The sequence below is a fragment of the Pseudomonas sp. Tav-5-1A genome, from assembly GCF_055755055.1.
In genome coordinates, this window is record NZ_CM146901.1 from 5492910 (window position 1) to 5513885 (window position 20976).

At 66.7% G+C, this 20976-nt stretch carries 17 protein-coding genes; 8 read left to right on the plus strand and 9 right to left on the minus strand.

What is annotated here, in order from left to right:
• Positions 1–415 precede the first annotated feature (415 nt).
• A complete protein-coding gene (locus AC0J42_RS25285; protein ID WP_473004362.1) occupies positions 416–1504 on the minus strand; it encodes a glycerophosphodiester phosphodiesterase in 1089 nt (362 codons plus the stop codon).
• A 124-nt stretch (positions 1505–1628) separates the two neighbouring features.
• Between AC0J42_RS25285 and AC0J42_RS25290 the strand changes: the two genes are divergently transcribed.
• Positions 1629–2639, plus strand: coding sequence for a DUF4917 family protein (locus AC0J42_RS25290; RefSeq protein WP_473004363.1), 1011 nt, complete (start codon positions 1629–1631; stop codon positions 2637–2639).
• Between the two features lie 63 nt (positions 2640–2702).
• On the opposite strand, the gene AC0J42_RS25295 is transcribed toward AC0J42_RS25290, so the two are convergent.
• From AC0J42_RS25295 to AC0J42_RS25310, 4 genes are all read right to left on the minus strand, one after another.
• Positions 2703–4805 (minus strand): S8 family serine peptidase, encoded by a 2103-nt coding sequence (locus tag AC0J42_RS25295; RefSeq protein WP_473004364.1) that lies wholly within the window; start codon positions 4803–4805, stop codon positions 2703–2705.
• Positions 4806–4926: 121 nt separating this feature from the next.
• Positions 4927–6141, minus strand: a complete 1215-nt coding sequence (locus AC0J42_RS25300) for a class I SAM-dependent methyltransferase (protein ID WP_473004365.1) — start codon at positions 6139–6141, stop codon at positions 4927–4929.
• A 93-nt stretch (positions 6142–6234) separates the two neighbouring features.
• The gene (locus tag AC0J42_RS25305) at positions 6235–6408 is read right to left on the minus strand and encodes a hypothetical protein (RefSeq protein ID WP_473004366.1); all 174 of its coding nucleotides are present in this window, start codon (positions 6406–6408) and stop codon (positions 6235–6237) included.
• 20 nt (positions 6409–6428) lie between these two features.
• Positions 6429–6653: a response regulator transcription factor gene (locus AC0J42_RS25310; RefSeq protein ID WP_473004367.1), complete on the minus strand. Its 225-nt coding sequence runs from the start codon at positions 6651–6653 to the stop codon at positions 6429–6431.
• A 376-nt stretch (positions 6654–7029) separates the two neighbouring features.
• On the opposite strand from AC0J42_RS25310, the gene bglX reads away from it, so the two are divergent.
• The 5 genes from bglX (at position 7030) to AC0J42_RS25335 (ending at position 14975) form a co-directional block, all read left to right on the plus strand.
• Complete coding sequence (gene bglX, locus AC0J42_RS25315; protein WP_473004368.1) at positions 7030–9324, plus strand: beta-glucosidase BglX; 2295 nt, start codon at positions 7030–7032, stop codon at positions 9322–9324.
• A gap of 200 nt (positions 9325–9524) precedes the next feature.
• The gene (locus AC0J42_RS25320) at positions 9525–11282 is read left to right on the plus strand and encodes an ATP-binding protein (RefSeq protein WP_473004369.1); all 1758 of its coding nucleotides are present in this window, start codon (positions 9525–9527) and stop codon (positions 11280–11282) included.
• Positions 11279–12622, plus strand: a complete 1344-nt coding sequence (locus AC0J42_RS25325; RefSeq protein ID WP_473004371.1) for a sigma-54-dependent transcriptional regulator — start codon at positions 11279–11281, stop codon at positions 12620–12622. The genes AC0J42_RS25320 and AC0J42_RS25325 overlap by 4 nt, the downstream gene beginning before the upstream one ends.
• A 265-nt stretch (positions 12623–12887) precedes the next feature.
• Positions 12888–14201 carry an MFS transporter gene (locus tag AC0J42_RS25330; protein WP_416426675.1) on the plus strand — a complete coding sequence of 438 codons (1314 nt, stop codon included), beginning with the start codon at positions 12888–12890 and terminating at the stop codon, positions 14199–14201.
• A gap of 153 nt (positions 14202–14354) precedes the next feature.
• Entirely contained in the window at positions 14355–14975 is a 621-nt protein-coding gene (locus AC0J42_RS25335) for a flavin reductase family protein (protein ID WP_416426677.1), read from the plus strand.
• Positions 14976–14979: 4 nt separating this feature from the next.
• Here AC0J42_RS25335 and AC0J42_RS25340 read toward each other — a convergent pair whose 3' ends face one another.
• Positions 14980–15210 (minus strand): hypothetical protein, encoded by a 231-nt coding sequence (locus AC0J42_RS25340; RefSeq protein ID WP_416426679.1) that lies wholly within the window; start codon positions 15208–15210, stop codon positions 14980–14982.
• A 43-nt stretch (positions 15211–15253) separates the two neighbouring features.
• Positions 15254–15592, minus strand: a complete 339-nt coding sequence (locus AC0J42_RS25345) for an antibiotic biosynthesis monooxygenase family protein (protein WP_473004373.1) — start codon at positions 15590–15592, stop codon at positions 15254–15256.
• A gap of 292 nt (positions 15593–15884) precedes the next feature.
• On the opposite strand from AC0J42_RS25345, the gene AC0J42_RS25350 reads away from it, so the two are divergent.
• Complete coding sequence (locus tag AC0J42_RS25350) at positions 15885–16814, plus strand: AraC family transcriptional regulator (RefSeq protein WP_416426682.1); 930 nt, start codon at positions 15885–15887, stop codon at positions 16812–16814.
• A 15-nt stretch (positions 16815–16829) separates the two neighbouring features.
• Here AC0J42_RS25350 and AC0J42_RS25355 read toward each other — a convergent pair whose 3' ends face one another.
• On the minus strand, positions 16830–18281 hold the full coding sequence (locus AC0J42_RS25355) for an aldehyde dehydrogenase family protein (RefSeq protein ID WP_473004374.1): 1452 nt from the start codon (positions 18279–18281) through the stop codon (positions 16830–16832).
• A complete protein-coding gene (locus AC0J42_RS25360; RefSeq protein WP_473004375.1) occupies positions 18275–19915 on the minus strand; it encodes a 5-guanidino-2-oxopentanoate decarboxylase in 1641 nt (546 codons plus the stop codon). Before AC0J42_RS25360 ends, AC0J42_RS25355 begins: the two co-directional genes overlap by 7 nt.
• A 116-nt stretch (positions 19916–20031) precedes the next feature.
• Between AC0J42_RS25360 and AC0J42_RS25365 the strand changes: the two genes are divergently transcribed.
• Positions 20032–20913 (plus strand): LysR substrate-binding domain-containing protein, encoded by an 882-nt coding sequence (locus tag AC0J42_RS25365; RefSeq protein WP_473004376.1) that lies wholly within the window; start codon positions 20032–20034, stop codon positions 20911–20913.
• The last annotated feature ends 63 nt before the right edge of the window (positions 20914–20976 follow it).

A 20976-nucleotide genomic window follows, 5' to 3' on the forward strand; every position in this document is an offset into this window, starting at 1 on the left:
GCTAACTGCCCATAAGCAAGCGTAGCCACAAAGCCATGCAAATAAAGCCTCGTTCGAGAGGAGGAAAAAAAGAGGAAATTTCCTACGCCTTTAGAACAGCCTTGCTGCATCCCGTGGCTTCCAAATACCCGTTAGCGCACGATGCGATCAACATCGGTGGTCATACGTCTGAGGGAACACAGCGCGCGCCCGTAGCAGCTGCCGCAGGCCGCGTCCCGGCGCAACACAGGCCCGCCGCCGGACGCAGCCTTCGGCAGCTGCTACGCGAATGCGGAGACCCCGTAGACCGCGTCGCCTGCATCGCGGCCAAGGCCGGCTCCTACCACGTATGGCGTAGGAGCCGACTTTAGTCGCGATGCAGACGACGCCATTTCAAGACAGTTGCTGCTGCGTGCGATCGCTGGGTCAGGGTGAATCAGTAGCCGTTCGCCTGGAGGATCTCCGCCACGCTGCGGCTGGCCGGGCGGTGGTAGAACTTGAGCAACTCGCTGCTGCGGTTGGTGAAGATGCCATCTACGCCCGCGGCCATGACTTTCTGGTAATCCACCGGGTCATCCACGGTGTACACGTGCACCAGCATGCCCTTGGCGTGGGTGAGCTGGTTCATCCAGGGTTGCACCAGGTCCATGTAGCTCTGGTCGCCGCCCTGGGTCAGGGCCGCCGAGGGGCCGGTGCCGACTGCGCCGTTGGCCTTGGCGAAGTCCAGCCACTGTTCGAAGGCCGAGTGGTCGCGGGGTTGCTGGCGGGCGTAGTAGGCGGCCTTGGTTTCGCCGCTGGCGGGGTTGTAGGCCACTGGCGAGGCGGGGTCGATGCTGCCCTCGCCTACCCACAGCAGCAACACCTTCGGCACCTTGGGCATGAACTGGTTGAGCAGGGTCAGGCTGCCTTTCTCGAAGGTCTGCAGCACCAGCCGGTGGCCCGGCGCCACCTCGCCGGCAGCGGTCAGCCAGCCGCGCTGGATCAGTTTGGCGGTGAGTTCCTTTTCGATGCCGGGGAACAGCAGCGGCGCCTTGGTCTCGATGTACAGCCCCGGGCGGTGTGCCGGGTCCTGGTCGGCCAGGTCGATGATCTCATCCAGGGTCAGGATTTTCAGGCCCGCGTAGGCCGGGCGGGCGCGATCGGGATAGGCCTTGTTGTACCAGCTGCCGGCATCCAGGGTTTTCAGCTGCGCCAGGGTGAACTGGTTGACGGGCTGGTCTTTCTGCTCGGGGAATTTCGTCGCGATGTCGGTGGTGCGCCCCAGGTTGGTGTCATGCAGGGCAATCAACTGGCCGTCGCGGGTGCGTTGCAGGTCCATTTCCAGGTAGTCGGCACCCAGCTCGCGAGCCAGCAGGTAGGAGGCGCGAGTGGACTCCGGCGCGTCATAGGAAGCGCCGCGATGGGCGATCACGGCCGGCCAGGGGATACCGGCAGCCTTGGCCAGTGCCTCGCCCGTGGGCACTTGGGCCTGGGCCACGGCAGCGGCGGTCATGAGTAAAGCGGTGGTCAACCAACGTAACGACATGGGTGCTTCCTGCAAGGGCAAAAGAGACCAGCATAGTCGGCGACGAACATGACAAGACGGTTTCCCCGCCCGCACCCCATGGTACAGTCGCGCCCTGTAACCGATCCCGAGCAAGACGCACGCCATGGAACTCGACGCTTTCGACGCCAGCCTGGGCCAATGGCCTCAGCTGCCCTTTCACTGCACCGGCCTGTTGCTGGGCAACGGCGCCAGCCGTGCCCTGTGGCGCAACTTTGCCTACGACTCGCTGTTCGAGCGCGCGCAGAAAGTGCGCAACAAGCCTCTGGGGCAGACCGACCTGGCGCTGTTCAAATCCATGGGCACCGAGAATTTCGAGCAGGTGCTCAGCGCCCTCAACACCACGGTACGGGTCAACGCCGCGCTGGCCATCAGTGCCTCGGCACCGCTGAACCGCTACTACGCGATCAAGGAAGCGCTGATCCACGCCATGCGCAGCGCCCACCTCCCGTTCCGTCTGCTACCGGGCGAACACTTGCATGCAATTGCCCGCCACCTGCGTGAATACACCACCGTGTACTCGAGCAACTACGACCTGCTGGTGACCTGGGCCGTGGAACAGGCACCCGAGGGCTTCGACGAGCTGTTCGACGTGGACCAGGGCTTTGACGTGCGCCGCGTGCGCAGCGACGCCACCCGCGTGCTGCACCTGCACGGCGGCCTGCACCTGATTCGCCAGGTGGACGGCACCACGCGCAAGCGCAACGCGGTGGGCAGCGCCCTGCTGGACGGCTTCGCCATCAACCAGCCTGGCGAGGTGCCGCTGTTCGTCAACGAAGGCCGTCGCGAAGACAAGCTGCGCGCCATTCGCCAGTCCGACTACCTGAGCTGGTGCCACGCGCAACTGGCCCAGCACCAGGGCCCGTTGTGCCTGTTCGGCCACAGCCTGGGCGAGCAGGACCGCTACCTGCTGGAGGCCATCGAACAGGCCGGCGTGCAGCAGCTGGCGGTGTCTATCTTCCCGCTGAGCGATGCCTGGATTCTCAGCCAGAAGCACTACTTCACCACCCTGTTCGCCGGCCGCGAGGTGCAGTTCTTCGACGCCACCAGCCACCCGCTGGGCGCGCCGGCGCTGAACGTGCCGGTGCCAAAGCCTGCGGTGAAGCGCAAGCGCTAGGCTGGTGTAGCAGCGGCTGCCAGGCCGCGTCACTGGCAACTCGGACGCAGCCTTCGGCAGCTGCTACGGGGGTGGTAGGCCGGCTTGCAGCAGGTCGAGCGACGGTGGTTCAGGCAGCAGTTGCCAGTCGCTGTCGCCTAGCTGTTCCGGCAGGACATGGCGCAGGCTCAGCACTTGGCCGTGGGGCAAGGTTAGCAGGGTGTGTTCACCGCTGCGGGTGAACGCCGGACGGCTGCCCTCGGCAAAGCCACTGAGCAGCAGGCGATCCTGCCCTGGCTCGAAGTCCAGCAGCGTATCGCCCTCCTCGGCCCGCGCGTGAATCACAAAACGATCGCGCCCCGGGCCGCCATTGAGCGTGTCGTGGCCAGGCCCGCCGTCCAGCCAGTCATCCCCGGCACCACCCCGCAGTTGATCATCGGCATGACCACCCAGCAGCGCATTGGCTGCCCCATTGCCGATCAGCAGGTCGGCGTAATCGCCACCGATCAAGTGCTCCAGCTCGCCAGGGGTCTCCAGGCGCACGGCCTGCCCGGCCAACCGCGCCTCGCCGCGACTCAAATCGATAACCGAAGCGCTGCTGATAGCCGCCGCGTTGAGGGTGTCAATGCCACCGTTCACGTCCAGCAGACTCTTGCGTGCAGGGGCGTGCAACGTGGCCAATTCGTTGGTGTACACGTAGTGATCATTGCCGTTGTCCTGGCGTCCGAACAGGTTCAGGCGCCAACTGTGCAGCACCCCGGTGCTGCCCTGGGCCAGGTCGGTGATGTGCAGCCGCCACTCGCCCGTCGCCGGTTCGCCACGCAGGCGTGCCGTGCTGAAGATGAAGTCCAGGCGCTGCTTGCGGTGGAAGCGCAGGTCGCCGGCATGGGCGCCATCGGCCGGCGGCTTGCCAGGCCGGTCCATCAACACCGAACGGGTGCCCGACGGTGAGACCAGCACCAGTTGCAGGTCCCCGGGCCGCTGGTGCGTCAGCTTGACCTCGACCAGCGCGTGCTCGACGCGCAGGCGCGCGTCCGCCAACGACATGGCGTAGCTCAGGCCGCCAGGGTCGTTGTCGGGAATGGCGAACTCGCCGCGGCGGCTGGCCAGCGGCTGCTCCAGCAGCGCCTCGTTGGCGAACCGCTGCCGCGCCGGCCAGTCCTGGGCCAGGCGCACGGCGGCCTGGGCGTCGACCTCGCCGTAGCCGTAGTCGTGGCTGACATGCATGCCGCCGCCGTTCCACTGGCGGCTGGCGTTGTACTGCCAGTCGGTGGACGGGTCGCGCACCTGGCGGGCGGTGAGCGTGAGGATGTCCTGCACATCGCGGTAGCCCAGGCGCGGGTTGGCCTGCAGCATCAGCGCGACGATGCCGCTGACAATCGGCGCCGCCAGGCTGGTGCCGGCCTGGGGCACCCCCACCCGGGTAAACACGCCCACCCCCTGGGCGCTGACCAGCAGGTTGGCGCCGGGGCTGGAAAAGCCCGGCGCCGCGCACGGCTGGCTGCGCGGCGGCGGGCAGGTGGCGGCGACCATGATGTTGCCGCGCATATTGCTCAGGCTGGCGTAGTTGGTGTTGCCACCGGCCTGGCGGTCGTTACCGGCGCTCATCACGATCACCGTGCCCAGCCCGTCGCGGCCTTCGCTCAATGCCCGCCGGTACTGCACCGGCACCGCGCCAATGGCCGGCACCTGCAGCACCGGCTCGAAACGCCCGATGGCGCCCCAGCTGAGGTTGGCCACGTCGTAGCGTTTCAGCTTGGCCAGGGTTTCCAGCTGCCCGCCCACCCAGTGGCCACCAATGGTTGCCTGGGGCGCCACGCCCACGGTGCCCTGGCTGTTGCGCGCGGCCACCATCACCGCGGCCACGCTGCTGGCGTGCTGGGCATGGGGGTCGGGGCTGGCCTTGCTGCCCCACAGCCAGGGCACGCTGTTGGCCTGCCACTGGGGGTCGACGTTGGGCAGCAGGTCTTCATCGTGGTAGGCGAAGGCCTTCTTGTGCGCCTTGCCGTGCGCCTCGAACTGGCCGATGCGCACGCCCTGGCCGCTATAGCGCGCCCACACCCCAGGTATATTGCTCTGGTGCAGGTAGGTTTGCAGTGGGTAGTCGGGGTCGCTGGGCGGCTCTTGCGCCCAGGCCTGGCCTGCGCCGCAGCAAAGCGCCGCCAGGAAGTAAATGCCATTGCCCATATGAGCACCTCGCCCGTGGGAAAAAGGCGAGTGTCACGGGGTACGGAGGGGCTGCCTATCCGACATCAAGCCTCGGACGGCAAAAAAGAACCGTCCTACGCTGGCGTCGGAAACGCGGGCTTCAGATCAGGCCGTCGGCCTTGAGCAGGGTTTCCAGGCAATGCTCCTGGATGGCATAGAATGCCTTCAGCGCCTCGATCTTTTCCAGCAGCGCACGCGGGTCCTGGGGTTCGGCGCGCTTCACCGCCAGGATCATCTTGTTCTTGTTGGTGTGCTCCAGCGAGATGAACTCGAACACCTTGGTGTCGTAGCCGCAGGCTTCCAGGTACAGGGCGCGCAGGCTGTCGGTGACCATCTCGGCCTGCTGGCCCAGGTGCAGGCCGTATTGCAGCATGGGCTTGAGCAGGCCAGGGCTCTGGATCTGCAGGCGGATCTGCTTGTGGCAGCACGGCGAGCACATGATGATGGCCGCGCCGGTGCGGATGCCGGTGTGAATGGCGTAGTCGGTGGCGATGTCACAGGCGTGCAGGGCGATCATCACGTCGATGGCGCTGGGCACCACGGTGCGCACGTCGCCGTGCTCGAACACCAGGCCGGGGTGGTCCAGGCGCGCCGCGGCGGTGTTGCACAGGGTGACCATGTCTTCGCGCAGCTCCACGCCCGTCACCTGCCCCTCGCGGCCCAGGGTGTTGCGCAGGTAGTCGTGGATGGCGAAGGTCAGGTAGCCCTTGCCCGAGCCGAAGTCAGCCACGCGCACCGGCTGGTTTGCCGCGATCGGCGCGCCGGCGAAGGCGTGGGAGAACACCTCGATGAACTTGTTGATCTGCTTCCACTTGCGCGACATGGCTGGAATCAGCTCATGCTGCTTGTTGGTGACCCCCAGGTCCACCAGGAACGGCCGGCTCAGTTCCAGGTAGCGTTTCTTCTCGCGGTCATGCTCGGCCGAGGCCGCCTGGCGCGGCTGCTGCGCGGCGTTGCGGTGCAGCATGGGCTTGTTCTTCTTGCTGAACTCCAGCTGCACCTCGTCGGTGAGGGTCAGCAGGTGCGCGTTCTTGAAGCTGGCTGGCAGCAGGTCGGCGATCAGCGCCAGGGCTTCGTCCAGCGCCAGGTTCTTGGTGATGTCGCGGGTCTGGTAGCGGTAGACGAACGACAGGCAGGCCTGCTCCTTCACCGTCACCGGCTTGATGATGACCCGCTGCAACTGCGCCTCGGCGCCCACGTGCCGGGCCAGCACCAGCTTGACCAGGGCATTCTGCTCAAGGCTTGCGCCCAGCAGGTCGAGGAAGGTGGCGCGCGGGTCGGTCGCGGTCTTGGGGCTGGCAGCAGGGGCGGACATCGGAAAAGCCTGGGGAGAATGAAGATGTGCGCATTTTACGGGGCTTTGGCCCGCCAGGGCACGGACTTGTTCATATTCCGGACGTCGGCCCTGCTACCACGCCGCCGCAGCCAGGCCGCCCACGCCCATCAGCAAGGCGGAATAGAACATCACCACCCTCTGCAGCAGCGCTTCCCTGCCCAATCGTGAACCTGCGCCTATGCGCAATACGCACAATCCCATCACGGCAATGGCCAGCATCAGCTCGCCTATCAATAACACCAGCATTTCAATAGTCCCGGACTCGATCAGATAAACACCCCCGCAGGCCTGGCCGCGGCCACCACGGGGGCGGACGGCAGCGGCGACAGGGCCAGTTCCATGCGGTTGCGCGCGCGCCCCTTGCGCAGCAGCGCCGACACATGATCACGCACGGTGTAGGCGCTGATACCCAGCAATTCGGCGATTTCCCGGTTGGTGGAGCCTGCCAGCAGAAGGCTCAGGACTTCCTTCTCCCGTGGGGTCAAATGCATGAAGGTTGCCTGCTCATCGACCAGCACAAGCGCGCACCTTAGTCAGGCGCAGGGAGAAAAACAATGCACGGAAATACGTACTTATAAAATCAGGAAGTGCCGCGCATTGACTTTCAAAAACAACAGAAGAAGGCCACAAAAAGATAAGGAAAAAGTTACACAGTCCTACAACTTCGTCTGTCAGAACACCCGCCGCTTCCTACTCACCGGCCAGCCGCCCGCCGCTGCCTGAATACGACACTGGGCAAAACAACTCTGGATTGCCGCCCCTCGATGGGCTAAAAGAAGCGCGCACATTACAAAAACATTCGTTCCACCTTCTTGGGCTCGCCTGTTTGCCTTCGCAAACCACTGCAAGCCATGACGAGAGCTATTCATGAAGAAGCTGTGCCTGCTGGGCATCCTTACAAGCCTGGCCTTTCCACCGGCCATGGCGGCCACCGCCCCCTCTCCTCTCAAGACCAAGGAAGCGTTCATCGCCGACTTGATGAAGCGCATGACCCTGGACGAGAAAATCGGCCAGCTGCGGCTGATTTCCATCGGCCCGGAAATGACCCATGAACAGATTCGCGACGAGATCGCCGCCGGCCACATCGGCGGCACGTTCAACTCGGTGACCCGCGCCGAGAACCGTCCCATGCAGGACGCGGCCATGCAGCGCAGCCGGCTGAAGATACCGATGTTCTTCGCCTATGACGTGATTCACGGCCAGCGCACCATTTTCCCCATCAGCCTTGCCCTGGCGTCCAGCTGGGACATGAGCGCCATTGGCCTGAGCGCGCGCACCGCCGCCCAGGAAGCGGCCGCCGACGGTATCGACATGACCTACGGGCCCATGGTGGACATCGCCCGCGACCCACGCTGGGGCCGCACCAGCGAAGGCTTCGGCGAGGACACCTACCTGGTGTCGCGCATCGCCAAGGTGATGGTCAAGGGTTACCAGGGCGACAACGTCGCCGCCGCCGACAGCGTCATGGCCGCGGTCAAGCACTTCGCCCTGTACGGCGGCGTGGAGGGCGGGCGCGACTACAACATCGTCGACATGAGCCCCACGCGCATGTACCAGGACTACCTGCCGCCGTACCGCGCGGCCATCGACGCCGGTGCCGGCGGGGTGATGGTGGCGCTGAACTCCATCAACGGCGTGCCCGCCACCGCCAACACCTGGCTGATGCAAGACCTGCTGCGCAAGGACTGGGGCTTCAAGGGCATCACCATCAGCGACCACGGCGCCATTCACGAGCTGATCAAGCACGGCGTGGCCCGCGACGACCGCGAGGCGGCGAAGCTGGCGATCAAGGCCGGCATCGACATGAGCATGAACGACCAGGTGTACGGCAAGGAGCTGCCGGGGCTGGTGAAGTCCGGTGAAGTGAGCCAGGCCGACGTCGACAACGCCGTGCGCGAGGTGCTGGGCGCCAAGTACGACCTGGGCCTGTTCCAGGACCCGTACCGCCGCATCGGCAAGGCCAGCGACGACCCGGCCGACACCTACGCCGACAGCCGCCTGCACCGCCAGGCCGCGCGGGAAGTGGCGCGTACCAGCATGGTCTTGCTGGAGAACCATGACCACACCCTGCCGTTGAAGAAGCAAGGCACCATCGCCCTGGTGGGGCCACTGGCCGATGCGCCGATCGACATGATGGGCAGCTGGTCGGCCGCCGGCAAACCCGACCAGTCGATCACCCTGCTGCATGGCCTGCAGAACGCCGTGGGCGACCGCGCCAAGGTGATCTACGCCAAGGGCGCCAACGTCACCGATAACCAGGACGCCATCGAGTTCCTCAACCGCATCATCTTCGACCGCGAGGAAGTGCACATCGACAAGCGCCCGGCCGAGCAGATGATCGCCGAGGCGGTGAAGGCCGCCGAGCAGGCCGACGTGGTGATGGCTGCCGTGGGTGAGGCCCGGGGCATGTCCCACGAGTCGGCCAGCCGCACCACCCTGGCCCTGCCCAACACCCAGAAAGCCCTGATCAAGGCGCTGAAGGCCACCGGCAAGCCGCTGGTGCTGGTGTTGATGAATGGCCGGCCGCTGTCGCTGGTCGAGGAGCAGAAGCAGGCCGACGCCATGCTGGAGACCTGGTTCTCGGGCACCGAGGGCGGCAACGCCATCGCCGACGTGCTGTTCGGCGACTACAACCCGTCGGGCAAGCTGCCCATCAGCTTCCCACGTTCGGTGGGGCAGATTCCGGTGTACTACAGCCACCTCACCATCGGCCGGCCGTTCAACCCCGGCCAGCCGGGCAACTACACCTCGCAGTACTTCGACGAGGAAACCGGGCCGCTGTACAGCTTCGGGTATGGCCTGAGCTACACCGACTTCAGCCTGTCGGACGTGAGCCTGTCCAGCGCCACCCTCAAGCGTGGCGGCACCGTCACTGCCAGCGTGACCGTGAAGAACACCGGCAAGGTCGCCGGTGCCACGGTGGTGCAGCTGTACGTGCATGACGTGGTGGCGTCCATGGCCCGGCCGATCAAGGAGCTGAAGAACTTCGAGAAGGTCACCCTGCAGCCCGGCGAGGAAAAAACCGTGCGCTTCACCCTCACCGAGGACGACCTGAAGTTCTACAACCCGCAGCTCAAGTATGCGGCGGAGCCGGGTGAGTTCCAGGTGCAGATCGGCCTGGACTCGCAAAACGTCAAGCAGCAGAGCTTTACCTTGCTGTAGGCGACGCCGCCTGCGGCAGCTGCTACGGGTTCGTCGAAATCCCGTAGCAGCGGCCGGCAGGCCGCGTCCGAAAGCGCCGCGCATTTCCCGGAATATTGGGGAAAGCCAGGCCCCGGCGAAGTATTACCAATGATGTGCGACAAAGTTACACACCCGCCCATCGTGCTATGGTTTTGCCCCCCAACCGATTGGCAATGCCCATGCGCTTCCCATCTCGCGCCCTGCGCCTGCCCCTGATCACCCTGTTGATCATCGCCGGCACCCTGGCTTCGGCCCTGCTGGCCATGCGTCACGCCCAACGCCTGGCCATGGCCGAGGAAGCGGGTCGTGCCCATCAGCAACTGGGGTTGTACGCCAACTCCCTGCACACCTTGATCGAGCGCTACCGCAGCCTGCCCGCCGTGCTGGCGCTGGACCCGCAACTGATCGCGGCGCTCAAGGGCCCCGTCGGCGCCGCCGCCCAGGACGCATTGAACCGCAAGCTGGAACAGATCAACCAGGCCGCGCAAAGCTCCACCCTGGAGCTGCTCGACCGTGACGGCCTGGCCGTGGCCGCCAGCAACTGGCAGCTGCCCACCAGCTACGTTGGCCAGAACTACGGTTTTCGCCCCTACTTCCTGCAGACCCGCAGCCAGGGCAGCGGCCGTTTCTACGCCGTGGGCGTGACCAGCGGGGTGCCGGGCTACTTCCTCTCCAGCGCGGTGAAGGACGAGCACGGCGCCTTCCTCGGCGCCATGGTGGTGAAGCTGGAGTTTCCGGAGCTGGAGCGCGAATGGCGCCAGGGCAGCGACACCCTGCTGGTCAGCGACGCCCGCGGTATAGTGTTCATCGCCAACCAGCCGGGCTGGCGCTACCGCCAGCTCAAGGCGTTGAGCGCTGCCGACCAGGCCGAGCTGGCCAGCACTCGCCAGTACGACCGCCAGCCGCTGAGCCCCCTGGCGGTGAAGCCGTTGGCGGCCTTCGACGGCGACAGCCAGTTGGCACGAGTCGACGGCCCGGATGGCAGCGCCGATTACCTGTGGGAGTCGCTACCACTGACCAGCGAAGGCTGGACCCTGCACCTGCTGCGCAAGCCGCAGCTGGTCGCAGAGGACGCCCGCAACGCCGCCCTGGCCGCCGCTGGTGCCTGGCTGACCCTGGTGTTCCTCGGCCTGTTCCTGTACCAGCGCTGGCGCCTGGGCCTGGTGCGCCAGCGCAGCCGGGAAGAGCTGGAAGCGCTGGTGCAGGCGCGCACCCGCGAGCTGCAAACCGCCCAGGACGGCCTGGTGCAGGCCGCCAAGCTGGCGGCCCTGGGGCAGATGTCGGCGGCCCTGGCCCACGAGATCAACCAGCCGCTGACCGCCCAGCGCATGCAGCTGGCCACCCTGCGCCTGTTGCTGGACCACGGCCGCGTCGACGACGCCTACCAGGCGCTGCTGCCGCTGGAGCAGATGCTCACGCGCATGGCCGCGCTCACCGGGCACCTGAAGACCTTCGCGCGCAAGAGCCCGGCGGGCCTGCGCGAGCGCGTGGACCTGGCCGAGGTGGTGGACCAGGCGCTGCAACTGCTGGAGCCGCGCATCCGCCAGGAACGGGTCAGCACCGTGCTGCACCTGACCCGCCCGGCCTGGGTGCGCGGTGACCCGATTCGCCTGGAACAGGTGCTGATCAACCTGCTGCGCAACGCCCTCGACGCCATGAGCCAGAAGCCCCAGCGCCGCCTGGAAGTGCGTATAGACCGCGATGCCGGGCAGTGGCGCGTGTCGGTGGCCGATAGCGGTGGTGGCATCGCCCCGGAACACCTGGCCACGGTGTTCGACCCCTTCTTCACCACCAAACCGGTGGGCGACGGCCTCGGCCTGGGGCTGGCGGTGTCCTACGCCATTGCCCACGAAAGCGGCGGCCACCTGAGCGCTGCCAACCAGGGCAACGGCGCCCTGCTCACCCTGGTCATGCCTGTAGAACCGGAGGCCCCATGAACCCGACGCCGCTACGCGACGTGATGCTGGTGGACGACGAAGCCAGCATCCGCGATGCCGTGACCCAATGGCTGGGCCTGTCCGGGTTCACCGTCACCAGCCATGACCGCGCCGAAGCCTGCCTGGCGGCGCTGGCCGCGGACTTTCCCGGGGTGGTCATCAGCGACGTACGCATGCCGGGCATGGACGGCCTGCAACTGCTGGAACAGCTGCAGGCCCGCGACCCGCAGCTGCCGCTGATCCTGCTCACCGGCCACGGCGACGTGCCCATGGCGGTGCAGGCCCTGCAAGGCGGCGCCTATGACTTCCTGGAAAAACCCTTCAGCCCCGACACGCTGCTGAGCAGCCTGCGCCGCGCCCTCGACAAGCGTGCACTGGTGCTTGAAAACCGCCGCCTGCAAGCCCGCGCCAGCCATCAAGACCGCCTGCAGGCCGACCTGCTAGGGCATTCGCCGGGCATGCAGCAGCTGCGCCGGCAAATCCTCGAGCTGGCCAGCCTGCCGGTGAACGTGCTGATTCGCGGCGAGACGGGCAGCGGCAAGGAGCGCGTGGCTCGTTGCCTGCATGAGTGCGGGCCACGGGCGGCGAAACCCTTCGTGGCGCTCAATTGCGCGGCAATCCCCGAGGCGCTGTTCGAGGCTGAGCTGTTCGGCCATGAAAGCGGCGCCTTCACCGGCGCCCAGGGCAAGCGCATCGGCAAGCTGGAACATGCCCATGGCGGCACGCTGTTCCTCGACGAAATCGAAAGCCTGCCGCTGGCCCAGCAGGCCAAGCTGCTGCGGGTGATCCAGGAGCAGACGGTGGAGCGCCTGGGCTCCAACCAGAGCATCGCCATCGACGTGCGCATTGTCGCCGCCACCAAGCCGGACCTGCTGCAGGAGGCGCGCGCCGGGCGCTTCCGCGAAGACCTGGCCTACCGCCTGAACGTGGCCGAACTGCGCCTGGCACCGCTGCGCGACCGCCGCGAAGACATTCCCCTGCTGTTCGAGCATTTCGCCGCCCACAGCGCGGCCCGGGCTGGCCGCGAGCTGCCCCGCCTGAGTGCCACACGCCTGGCGCAACTGCTCAGCCACGACTGGCCGGGCAACGTGCGCGAACTGGCCAATGCCGCCGAGCGCCATGCCCTGGGCCTTGAAGCGCCTGAAGCGACGCCAGCCGCCAGCCCTGGCACGTCGCTGGTCGCCCAGCAGGAAGCCTTCGAGGCCCAGTGCCTGCGCGCGGCCCTCAGCCGCCACCACGGCGATATCAAGGCGGTGCTGGCCGAACTGCAACTGCCGCGCCGCACCCTCAACGAGAAGATGCAGCGCCACGGCCTGCAACGCGAAGACTTCCTCGCCTGACAAAACCATGCGCCGCCTGCATCGCGACTAAAGTCGGCTCCTACGCTGCCCGTGGTAGGAGCCGACTTTAGTCGCGATGCAGGCGACGCGGTGTTCGGATCAGCGGAAATCCGCTTATAGGCGGGTGGTCAATCGGCGGAATTTTGCTTAAAACGCACGCTCACCCCCTCTAGACCAAGCCTCTGCAACCTGGCACGCCCCCTGCTACGTCCCTTCCCAAGGCACGCCGTTCGCTGCCATACAACAACAACGAAAAGGAACCAGCATGGAAATCTCCCCCAGCCTGCCCGCGGGCGCGCAGGCCACACCGAAAACCACCTCCAGCCGGCTGAAGTCGATCTTCAGCGGCTCGGTGGGCAACATGGTCGAGTGGTACGACTGGTACGTGTACGCCGCGTTTTCCCTGTACTTCGCCCAGGTGTTCTTCCCCAAGAACGACCTCACCGCGCAACTGCTCAACACCGCCGCGATCTTCGCCGTGGGCTTCCTGATGCGCCCCATCGGCGGCTGGCTGATGGGCCTGTACGCCGACCGCAAGGGCCGCAAGGCGGCGCTGATGGCCTCGGTGCTGTTGATGTGCTTCGGCTCGCTGATCATTGCCCTCACCCCCGGCTATGAAACCATCGGCGTCGGCGCGCCGATATTGCTGGTGTTCGCACGCCTGTTGCAGGGCCTGTCGGTGGGCGGCGAGTACGGCACCTCCGCCACCTACCTCAGCGAGATGGCCACCAAGGAGCGCCGCGGGTTCTTCTCCAGCTTCCAGTACGTGACCCTGATCTCGGGCCAGCTCATCGCCCTGGCCGTGCTGATCGTGCTGCAACAGACCCTCACCGAGGAGCAGTTGCTGGCCTGGGGCTGGCGCGTGCCGTTCGTGATCGGCGCGCTGTGCGCGGTCGTCGCCCTGTGGCTGCGCCGGGGCATGGAAGAAACCGCCTCGTTCAGCCAGAAGAAGGAAGCGCCCAAGGAAAGCCTGATGCGCACGCTGATGCGTCATCCCAAGGAACTGCTGACCGTGGTCGGCCTGACCATGGGCGGCACCCTGGCGTTCTACACCTACACCACGTACATGCAGAAGTACCTGGTGAACACCGTGGGCATGAGCAAGACCGACTCGACGATGATCTCGGCCGCCACGCTGTTCCTGTTCATGTGCCTGCAACCGGTGATCGGCGCGCTGTCGGACAAGATCGGCCGCCGGCCCATCCTGATCGCCTTCGGTGTGCTGGGCACCCTGTGCACCGTGCCGATCCTCACCACGCTGCACACCATTGAAACCTGGTGGGGCGCGTTCTTCCTGATCATGGCGGCGCTGATCATCGTCAGCGGCTACACCTCGATCAACGCGGTGGTGAAGGCCGAGCTGTTCCCCACCGAAATTCGCGCGCTGGGCGTGGGCCTGCCCTATGCGCTGACGGTCTCGATATTCGGCGGCACCGCCGAGTTCATCGCCCTGTGGTTCAAGAGCATCGGCATGGAAAGCGGCTACTACTGGTACGTGACGGCGTGCATCGCCTGTTCGCTGCTGGTGTACGTGTTCATGAAGGACACCCGCACCCATTCGCGCATCGAAACCGATTGACCTGTAGCCGCTGCCGCCAGGCTGCGCTGGCCCTGTGCCTCGCTGTAGATTCTCAGTGAACCGCAGGGCCAGCGCAGCCTGCGGCAGCGGCTACGGTTGCGTGGCGCGTCCTGTCGGCGGCACACTGGCATCTTTGCCCACCAGGATCGTGCAATGCCCGACGATATCCACTACTACGAACCTTCCCAGGGCCACGGCCTGCCCCACGATCCGTTCAACGCCATCGTCGGGCCGCGGCCCATCGGCTGGATCTCGTCCCACGACGAGCAGGGGCGCCTGAACCTGGCGCCCTACAGCTTCTTCAACGCCTTCAACTACATCCCGCCGATCATCGGGTTCTCCAGCGTGGGCCGCAAGGACAGCCTCAACAACATCGAGAAGACCGGCGAGTTCGCCTGGAACCTGGCCACCCGGCCGCTGGCCGAGCAGATGAACCAGAGCTGCGCGGCGGTGGCGCCGGAAGTCGACGAGTTCAGCCTGAGCGGCCTGACGCCAGTGGCGTCGAAGGTGATCGCGGTGCCGCGGGTGCAGGAAAGCCCGGTGTCGTTCGAATGCAAGGTCACGCAGATTATCCAGCTGCAACGGGCCGACAAGCAGGTGGTGCCCAGCTGGCTGATCCTGGGTGAGGTGGTGGCCGTGCACATCGCCAAATGGCTGCTCAAGGACGGTATCTACGACACCGCCGCCGCCCAGCCGATCCTGCGTGGCGGCGGCCCCGCCGACTACTTCCAGCTGGGCCCCGAGGCCCTGTTCAAGATGTATCGGCCGCAGTAGGCCGTTACCAGACCAGCTCGCCGTCGGTGTCCACGTCGGCGAGTTTTTCCAGCTCGTCGCAGGCAGCCTGGTCAGCGGTCATGGCGGTAGCGAAGGTGCTGCCTGGCAATATCTTGTGGAAGCGCGGCGCGCCACCGGCGCCCAGCGCCTTCACGGCAATGGCTGCGCTATAGCCACCCTCGCCCGGAACCACGGCCGAAACGGCCTCGAAGTGTTGAAACTCTTTGCGTGCCATCGTCAGTGCCCCGGCGTTTAGTGAAGCCGGGCATTCTAGCGCTTCAACTCGCGAGTTTGTGCACCGCGCAAGTGCTGCGGCTGTCCACGTCGCTAAAGGTGTAGAAGTCCAGGCTGGTGACCAGCATATCGTTCACCAGCGCATCGAACACCTGCATCACCGGCGAATCGAACCAGATGGCCATGGCCTGCTGGCTGGCCCAGAAACCGCTGATCAGCCACAGGTCTTCGTCGCACTGGGAGTGCTGCAGGGCAAAGTGCAGGCAGCCCGGGGTGTGGCGCGAGGGCGCCAGCAAGCGTTCCAGGCGCTGGCCCAGTTCGGCGGAACGCCCGGCGCGGGCCCGAATGAAAGCGCAATGGCTGACGGGGGTGGGTAATGACATGGGACGTTTCTCCGTAGTCGGCTGATACTGGTGGTACGGCAACAGAGATTAAGCGCTGCCGCCAGCCAGCGTTAGTCGATTCCTGCTCCAGCCTTGCCTGATCCTGCCGGGGTGCAACAACACCCAGGCAGCCGCCCGCTGCAACCGGACCAATGGCCGCCAGCAGCCAGGCCCATGGCCGCTGGCCCGTTCGGCAACATCGGCAGGATCAGGCAAGCATGGCGCAGGATTGGACTGGCCCCGGCGCTTGCACAAAACTATCCTCGACGCATTCGCCTACCGAGGCTTCGCCATGACCGATTTCGAGCGTCTCCACGCGCAGCTGGACCCTTTCATGGAAAGCCAGCGCGCCACCCTCGCCGACCTGATCGACCGCCACATCGCCGGCAACGGCAGCTTTGAATCCGCCATACCGGCGCTGTTCCTCAGCCGTTCGGAGCAGTGCAGCCAGTCGTTCCCGCAACTGATGCGCCCGGCCCTGTGCATCCTGGCCAATGGCAGCAAGCGCGTGCGCCTGGGCGATGAGGACTACCTGTATGACCCGCTGAATTACATGGTGGTGTCGGTGGCCATGCCGGTCAGCGGCGCGATCCTGGAAGCATCGCCACAGAGCCCGTGCCTGTCGTTGCGGCTGGACATCGACCCCGGCGAAATCAACGCGCTGATTGCCGCCGCCGGCCCCACCGGCGTGCCGGCGCGGCCCACCGAGCGCGGCCTGTACGTGGAACAACTGGATGCGCCCCTGCTCGACGCCGTGGTCCGCCTGGTGCGACTGCTGGATACGCCGCGGGACATCGCCATGCTGGCGCCGCTGGTGCGTCGGGAAATTCTTTATCGCCTGCTGCGCAGCCCCCAGGGCCACCGGCTGTACGAGATTGCCGTGAGCAACAGCCAGATGCACCGGGTGACCCAGGCCATCGACTGGCTGAACAGCCATTTCGATCACCCGCTGCGCATGGAAGACCTGGCCCGCGAGGTGAACCTGAGCGTGTCCACCCTGCACCACCGCTTCAAGGCCATGACCTCCATGAGCCCGCTGCAGTACCAGAAACTGCTGCGCCTGCAGGAGGCCCGCCGGCTGATGCTCACCGACGGCCTCGACGCCTGCGCCGCCGGCTACCGCGTGGGCTACGAAAGCGCCTCGCAGTTCAGCCGCGAGTACAGCCGGCTGTTCGGCGCCCCGCCGGCGCGCGACCTGCAGCGCCTGCGCATGACGGTGTGAGCCGGGCCAGCTGGATCACATGGCGCGCACCACGTGCTTGATCTCCTGGAACGCCTGCAAGCCCCACGGCCCCAGCTCGCGGCCCAGGCTGCTCTGCTTGTAGCCGCCCCAGGCGGTCTGCGGGAAGATCACCTGCGGCGCGTTGATCCACACCAACCCGGCCTGCAGGGCGTTGGCCACCTGCTCGGCACGCGCCACGTCAGCGCTGACCACACTGGCCACCAGGCCGAAGTCGCTGTCGTTGGCCAGGGCAATGGCTTCGGCCTCGCTGTCGAACGCCCGCACGCACAGCACCGGGCCGAAGATTTCCTCGGTCCACAGGGCGCTGTCCAGCGGCACGTCGGTGAACACCGTGGGCGCCACGAAGAAGCCGGTTGGCAGGTTGCCCGGCCGCGAGCCACCGGTGACCAGCGTGGCCCCCGCTTCGATGCCGGCCTCGATATGACCCAACACCCGCTGGTACTGCACGCGGTTCACCAGCGCGCCCATCTCGGTGCCCGGCTCGAAGGGGTCGCCCTGGACGATGGCTTCGGCGCGGGCCTGCAGGCGCTGCACGAACTCGGCGTACAGAGGCCGCGCTACCAACACGCGGCTGGTGGCCGAGCACATCTGCCCGGCGTTGAAATAGCCGCCACCGCTGGCCAGCTCCACGGCCAGTTGCAGGTCGGCGTCTTCCAGCACCAGCAAGGCTGACTTGCCGCCCAGTTCCAGGCTGACGCCCTTCACGGTCTCGGCGGCGCGTTGCATCACCTGCACGCCCACGGCGTTGCTGCCGGTGAAGGAGATCTTGGCGATACGCCGATGGGCCGCCATGGGCGCACCCACCGCTAGGCCGGTGCCGCACACCAGGTTGAACACCCCCTGGGGCAGGCCGCAAGCGGCGATGATGCGCGCCAGTTCCAGTTCGGCCAGCGGCGTGACCTCCGAGGGTTTCAGCACCACGCAGCAACCGGCGGCCAGGGCCGGCGCCAGCTTCCACGCAGTGGTGACCATGGGGAAGTTCCACGGCACGATCAGCCCGACCACGCCGCACGGCTCGCGGCGCACGCGGGCGCTGAACTCGTCGGTGGGCAGCGGCACGGGGCTGTCCAGCCGCGCGTCGAGACCGTCAGCCAGTTCGGCGTAGTAGGTGAAGGTGGCGATCACGTCGTCCACGTCGATGCCAGCCTCGAACAGCGGCTTGCCGTTGTTGCAGGCTTGCAATTGCACCAGGCGTTCGCGCTGGGCGGTCACCCCGGCAGCGATGGCGCGCAGGTAGCCGGCGCGCTCGCTGCCCGAGGTCGTGGACCATTGGCGGAAGGCGCGGTGGGCGGCGGCCACCGCCAGGTCGACCGCGCCTTCATCGGCGCCGTCCACCTGGGCCAGTACGGCTTCGGTAGCCGGGTTGATGACGCTCAGGGCCTGGGGCCCGTGGCTCCACTGGCCGTCGATGTACAGGCCGGCCAGGTTCTGCGGGAAAGTCAGCATGGGTGGAATTCGCTCATCCAGGTAGTTTGGTCAATTTCGATCAGGGTCGGCACGTTGCGCTCCACGGCGCCGTGCAGCGCCTCGCGCAGGGCCTGCACATTGCTGGCGGCCTGGGCGTGGCAGCCCATGGCGCGGGCGATGGCGATGAAGTCGGGGGTATGGATATCGACGCCCACCGGCTCGATGGCGCGGTTGACCATGTACTTCTTGATCTCCTCATAACCCTGGTTATTCCACAGCAGCACGATCACCGGGATGCGCGCTTCCACGGCGCTGGCCAGCTCCGGCAGGGTGAACTGCACGCCGCCGTCGCCGATCAGGCACACCACCGGCGGCCGCAGCTCGCGCTTGCCCGCGCCGCCCAGCCAGGCGCCCATGGCCGCCGGCAAGGCATAGCCCAGGGTGCCGTAGCCGGTGGAGGCGTTGAACCAGCGGCGTGGGTGGTCCATGTCCAGGGTCAGGTTGCCGGTGTACACCGGCTGGGTGGAATCGCCGACCAGCACCGCATCGGGCAACACCTCCAGCAGGGTGTCGAGCATCAACGTCTGGGCGCGGGTAGGCGCGTCCCATTCCGCGGCCAGGGTGGCACGCAGCTGGCTGGCGCGGGCGGCGCCCCACTGCGGCTCGCGCGGTGGCAGGAAGCCAACGTCCAATGCGGCCAGCAAGGCTTGGGCGGCGCTGCTGGCGTCGGCGACCAGGGCCACCTTGGGCAGGAAGTTGCGCACGGTCTGGTCGGGGTCGATGTCTACCCGCAGCAGGGTGCCGGGAATGCGGAAGGCGCCCTTGAAGGTGATGTCGTAGTCGGTCTCCGCCAGTTCGGTGCCGATGGCCAGCACCACGTCGGCCTCGTCGATCAGCGCACGGGTGGCGGGCAGCGACTGGGTGGAGCCGATCTGCAGCGGGTGCGCGGCGGGCAGCAGGCCCTTGGCGTTGATGGTCAGCGCCACGGGCGCCTGCAGGCGTTCGGCCAGCAATGTCAGCGCTGGCGCGGCATCGATGGCACCACCGCCGGCCAGAATCAATGGCCGCCGGGCCTGGCGCAGCCACTGCGCCATCTGGGCCACGGCCTGGGGCGCGGCACCGGCGCGTTGCACCCGCACCGGCTCGCTGGCCAGCAAGGCGTCGGCGTCTTCCACCAGCACATCCAAGGGGATTTCGATATGCACGGGGCGCGGCCGGGCGCCGTCGAACACGGCGAAGGCGCGCGCCAGCACGGCCGGTAGGTCGGCGGCCGCCATCAGCGTGTGCGAGAACGCGCAGACCCCGGCCACCAACGCGCTCTGGTTCGGCAGTTCGTGCAGCTTGCCGCGGCCGCCACCCAGCTGCCCGCGGGCCTGCACGCTGGAAATCACCAGCATGGGAATGGAGTCGGCATAGGCCTGGCCCATGGCCGTGGTGATATTGGTCATCCCCGGCCCGGTGATGATAAAGCACACGCCCGGCTTGCCGCGGGTGCGGGCGTAGCCGTCGGCCATGAAACCGGCGCCCTGCTCGTGGCGTGGCGTGACGTGCTCGATGGGCGAGCGCGCCAGCCCGCGGTACAGCTCCACGGTATGCACGCCCGGAATACCGAAGACCTGTTCCACGCCATAGCCTTCGAGGAGTTTGACCAACACTTCGCCGCACGTCGCCATTGTTTCACCGCCTGTTGATTGTTCTGCAAACAGGCGGCATTTCAGCGGTTGGCGGCTGGTGTGCACAAGGCAAATATAGTCATACTAGCCATGTCCCCAGATCATGGCTGAAGCTGATGAAACGCCTGCCCCCGTTGCCCGCGCTGCACACCTTCCTGGTCACCGCTCAATGCTGCAACTTCACCCGCGCCGCCCAGCAGTTGCACATCACCCAGGGCGCGGTCAGCCGGCAGATCGCCGGGCTGGAAAGCCACCTGGGCTACCCGCTGTTCATGCGTCAGGCACGGGGGTTGAGCCTGACCCAGCAGGGCCGCGAGCTGTTCCCGCGGATCCAGCAGGTGTTCGGCCTGATCGAGGAAGCCGTGCAGGCTGCCAGCGGCCAGCGCCAGGCCCTGCAACTCAAGGCCCCCACCTGCGTGATGCGCTGGCTGTGGCCACGGCTGATGCGCTGGCAGGCCGAACGCCCGGACATTCCCGTGGAGCTGACCACTACGGTGCAACATGGCGTGGATTTCCGCCACGAGAGCTTCGAGGCGGCCATCATCTACGGCCCGGAACCGGCGGCCGGGCAAAAACCGCGGCACCTGTTCGACGAACAGCTGACGCCCGTGTGCGCCCCCGCGCTGCTGGCCGGCCCGCTGCCGCTCAGCCAGCCCGAGGACCTGGCGCAGCACATGCTGCTGCACCCTACGCGTGACGAAGAAGACTGGGAGACCTGGCTGGCGGGTGCCGGCGTGAGCCTGCCCAACCTCAGCCAGGGCCAGCATTTCGAGACCCTGGACCTGGCGATGTCGGTGGCCACCCAGGGCACCGGCGTGGCCATCGGCGACTGGTCGCTGATTGCCGAGGACCTGGCGCAGCAGCGGCTGGCCATGCCCTTCGAGCTGAAAGTGCGCACCGGCTTGGCCTACTACCTGGTGCAGCCGCCGCGCAGCACCGCCAGCGAAGGCACGCTGGCGTTCATCGACTGGCTGGCGCGCCAGGCAAGCCTGCGCTGAGGCCCCCGCCTCCCCGTACCCCCGCGTTCTTTCAGGCTTACCGCGGCGGCCCCGGACGCCGCC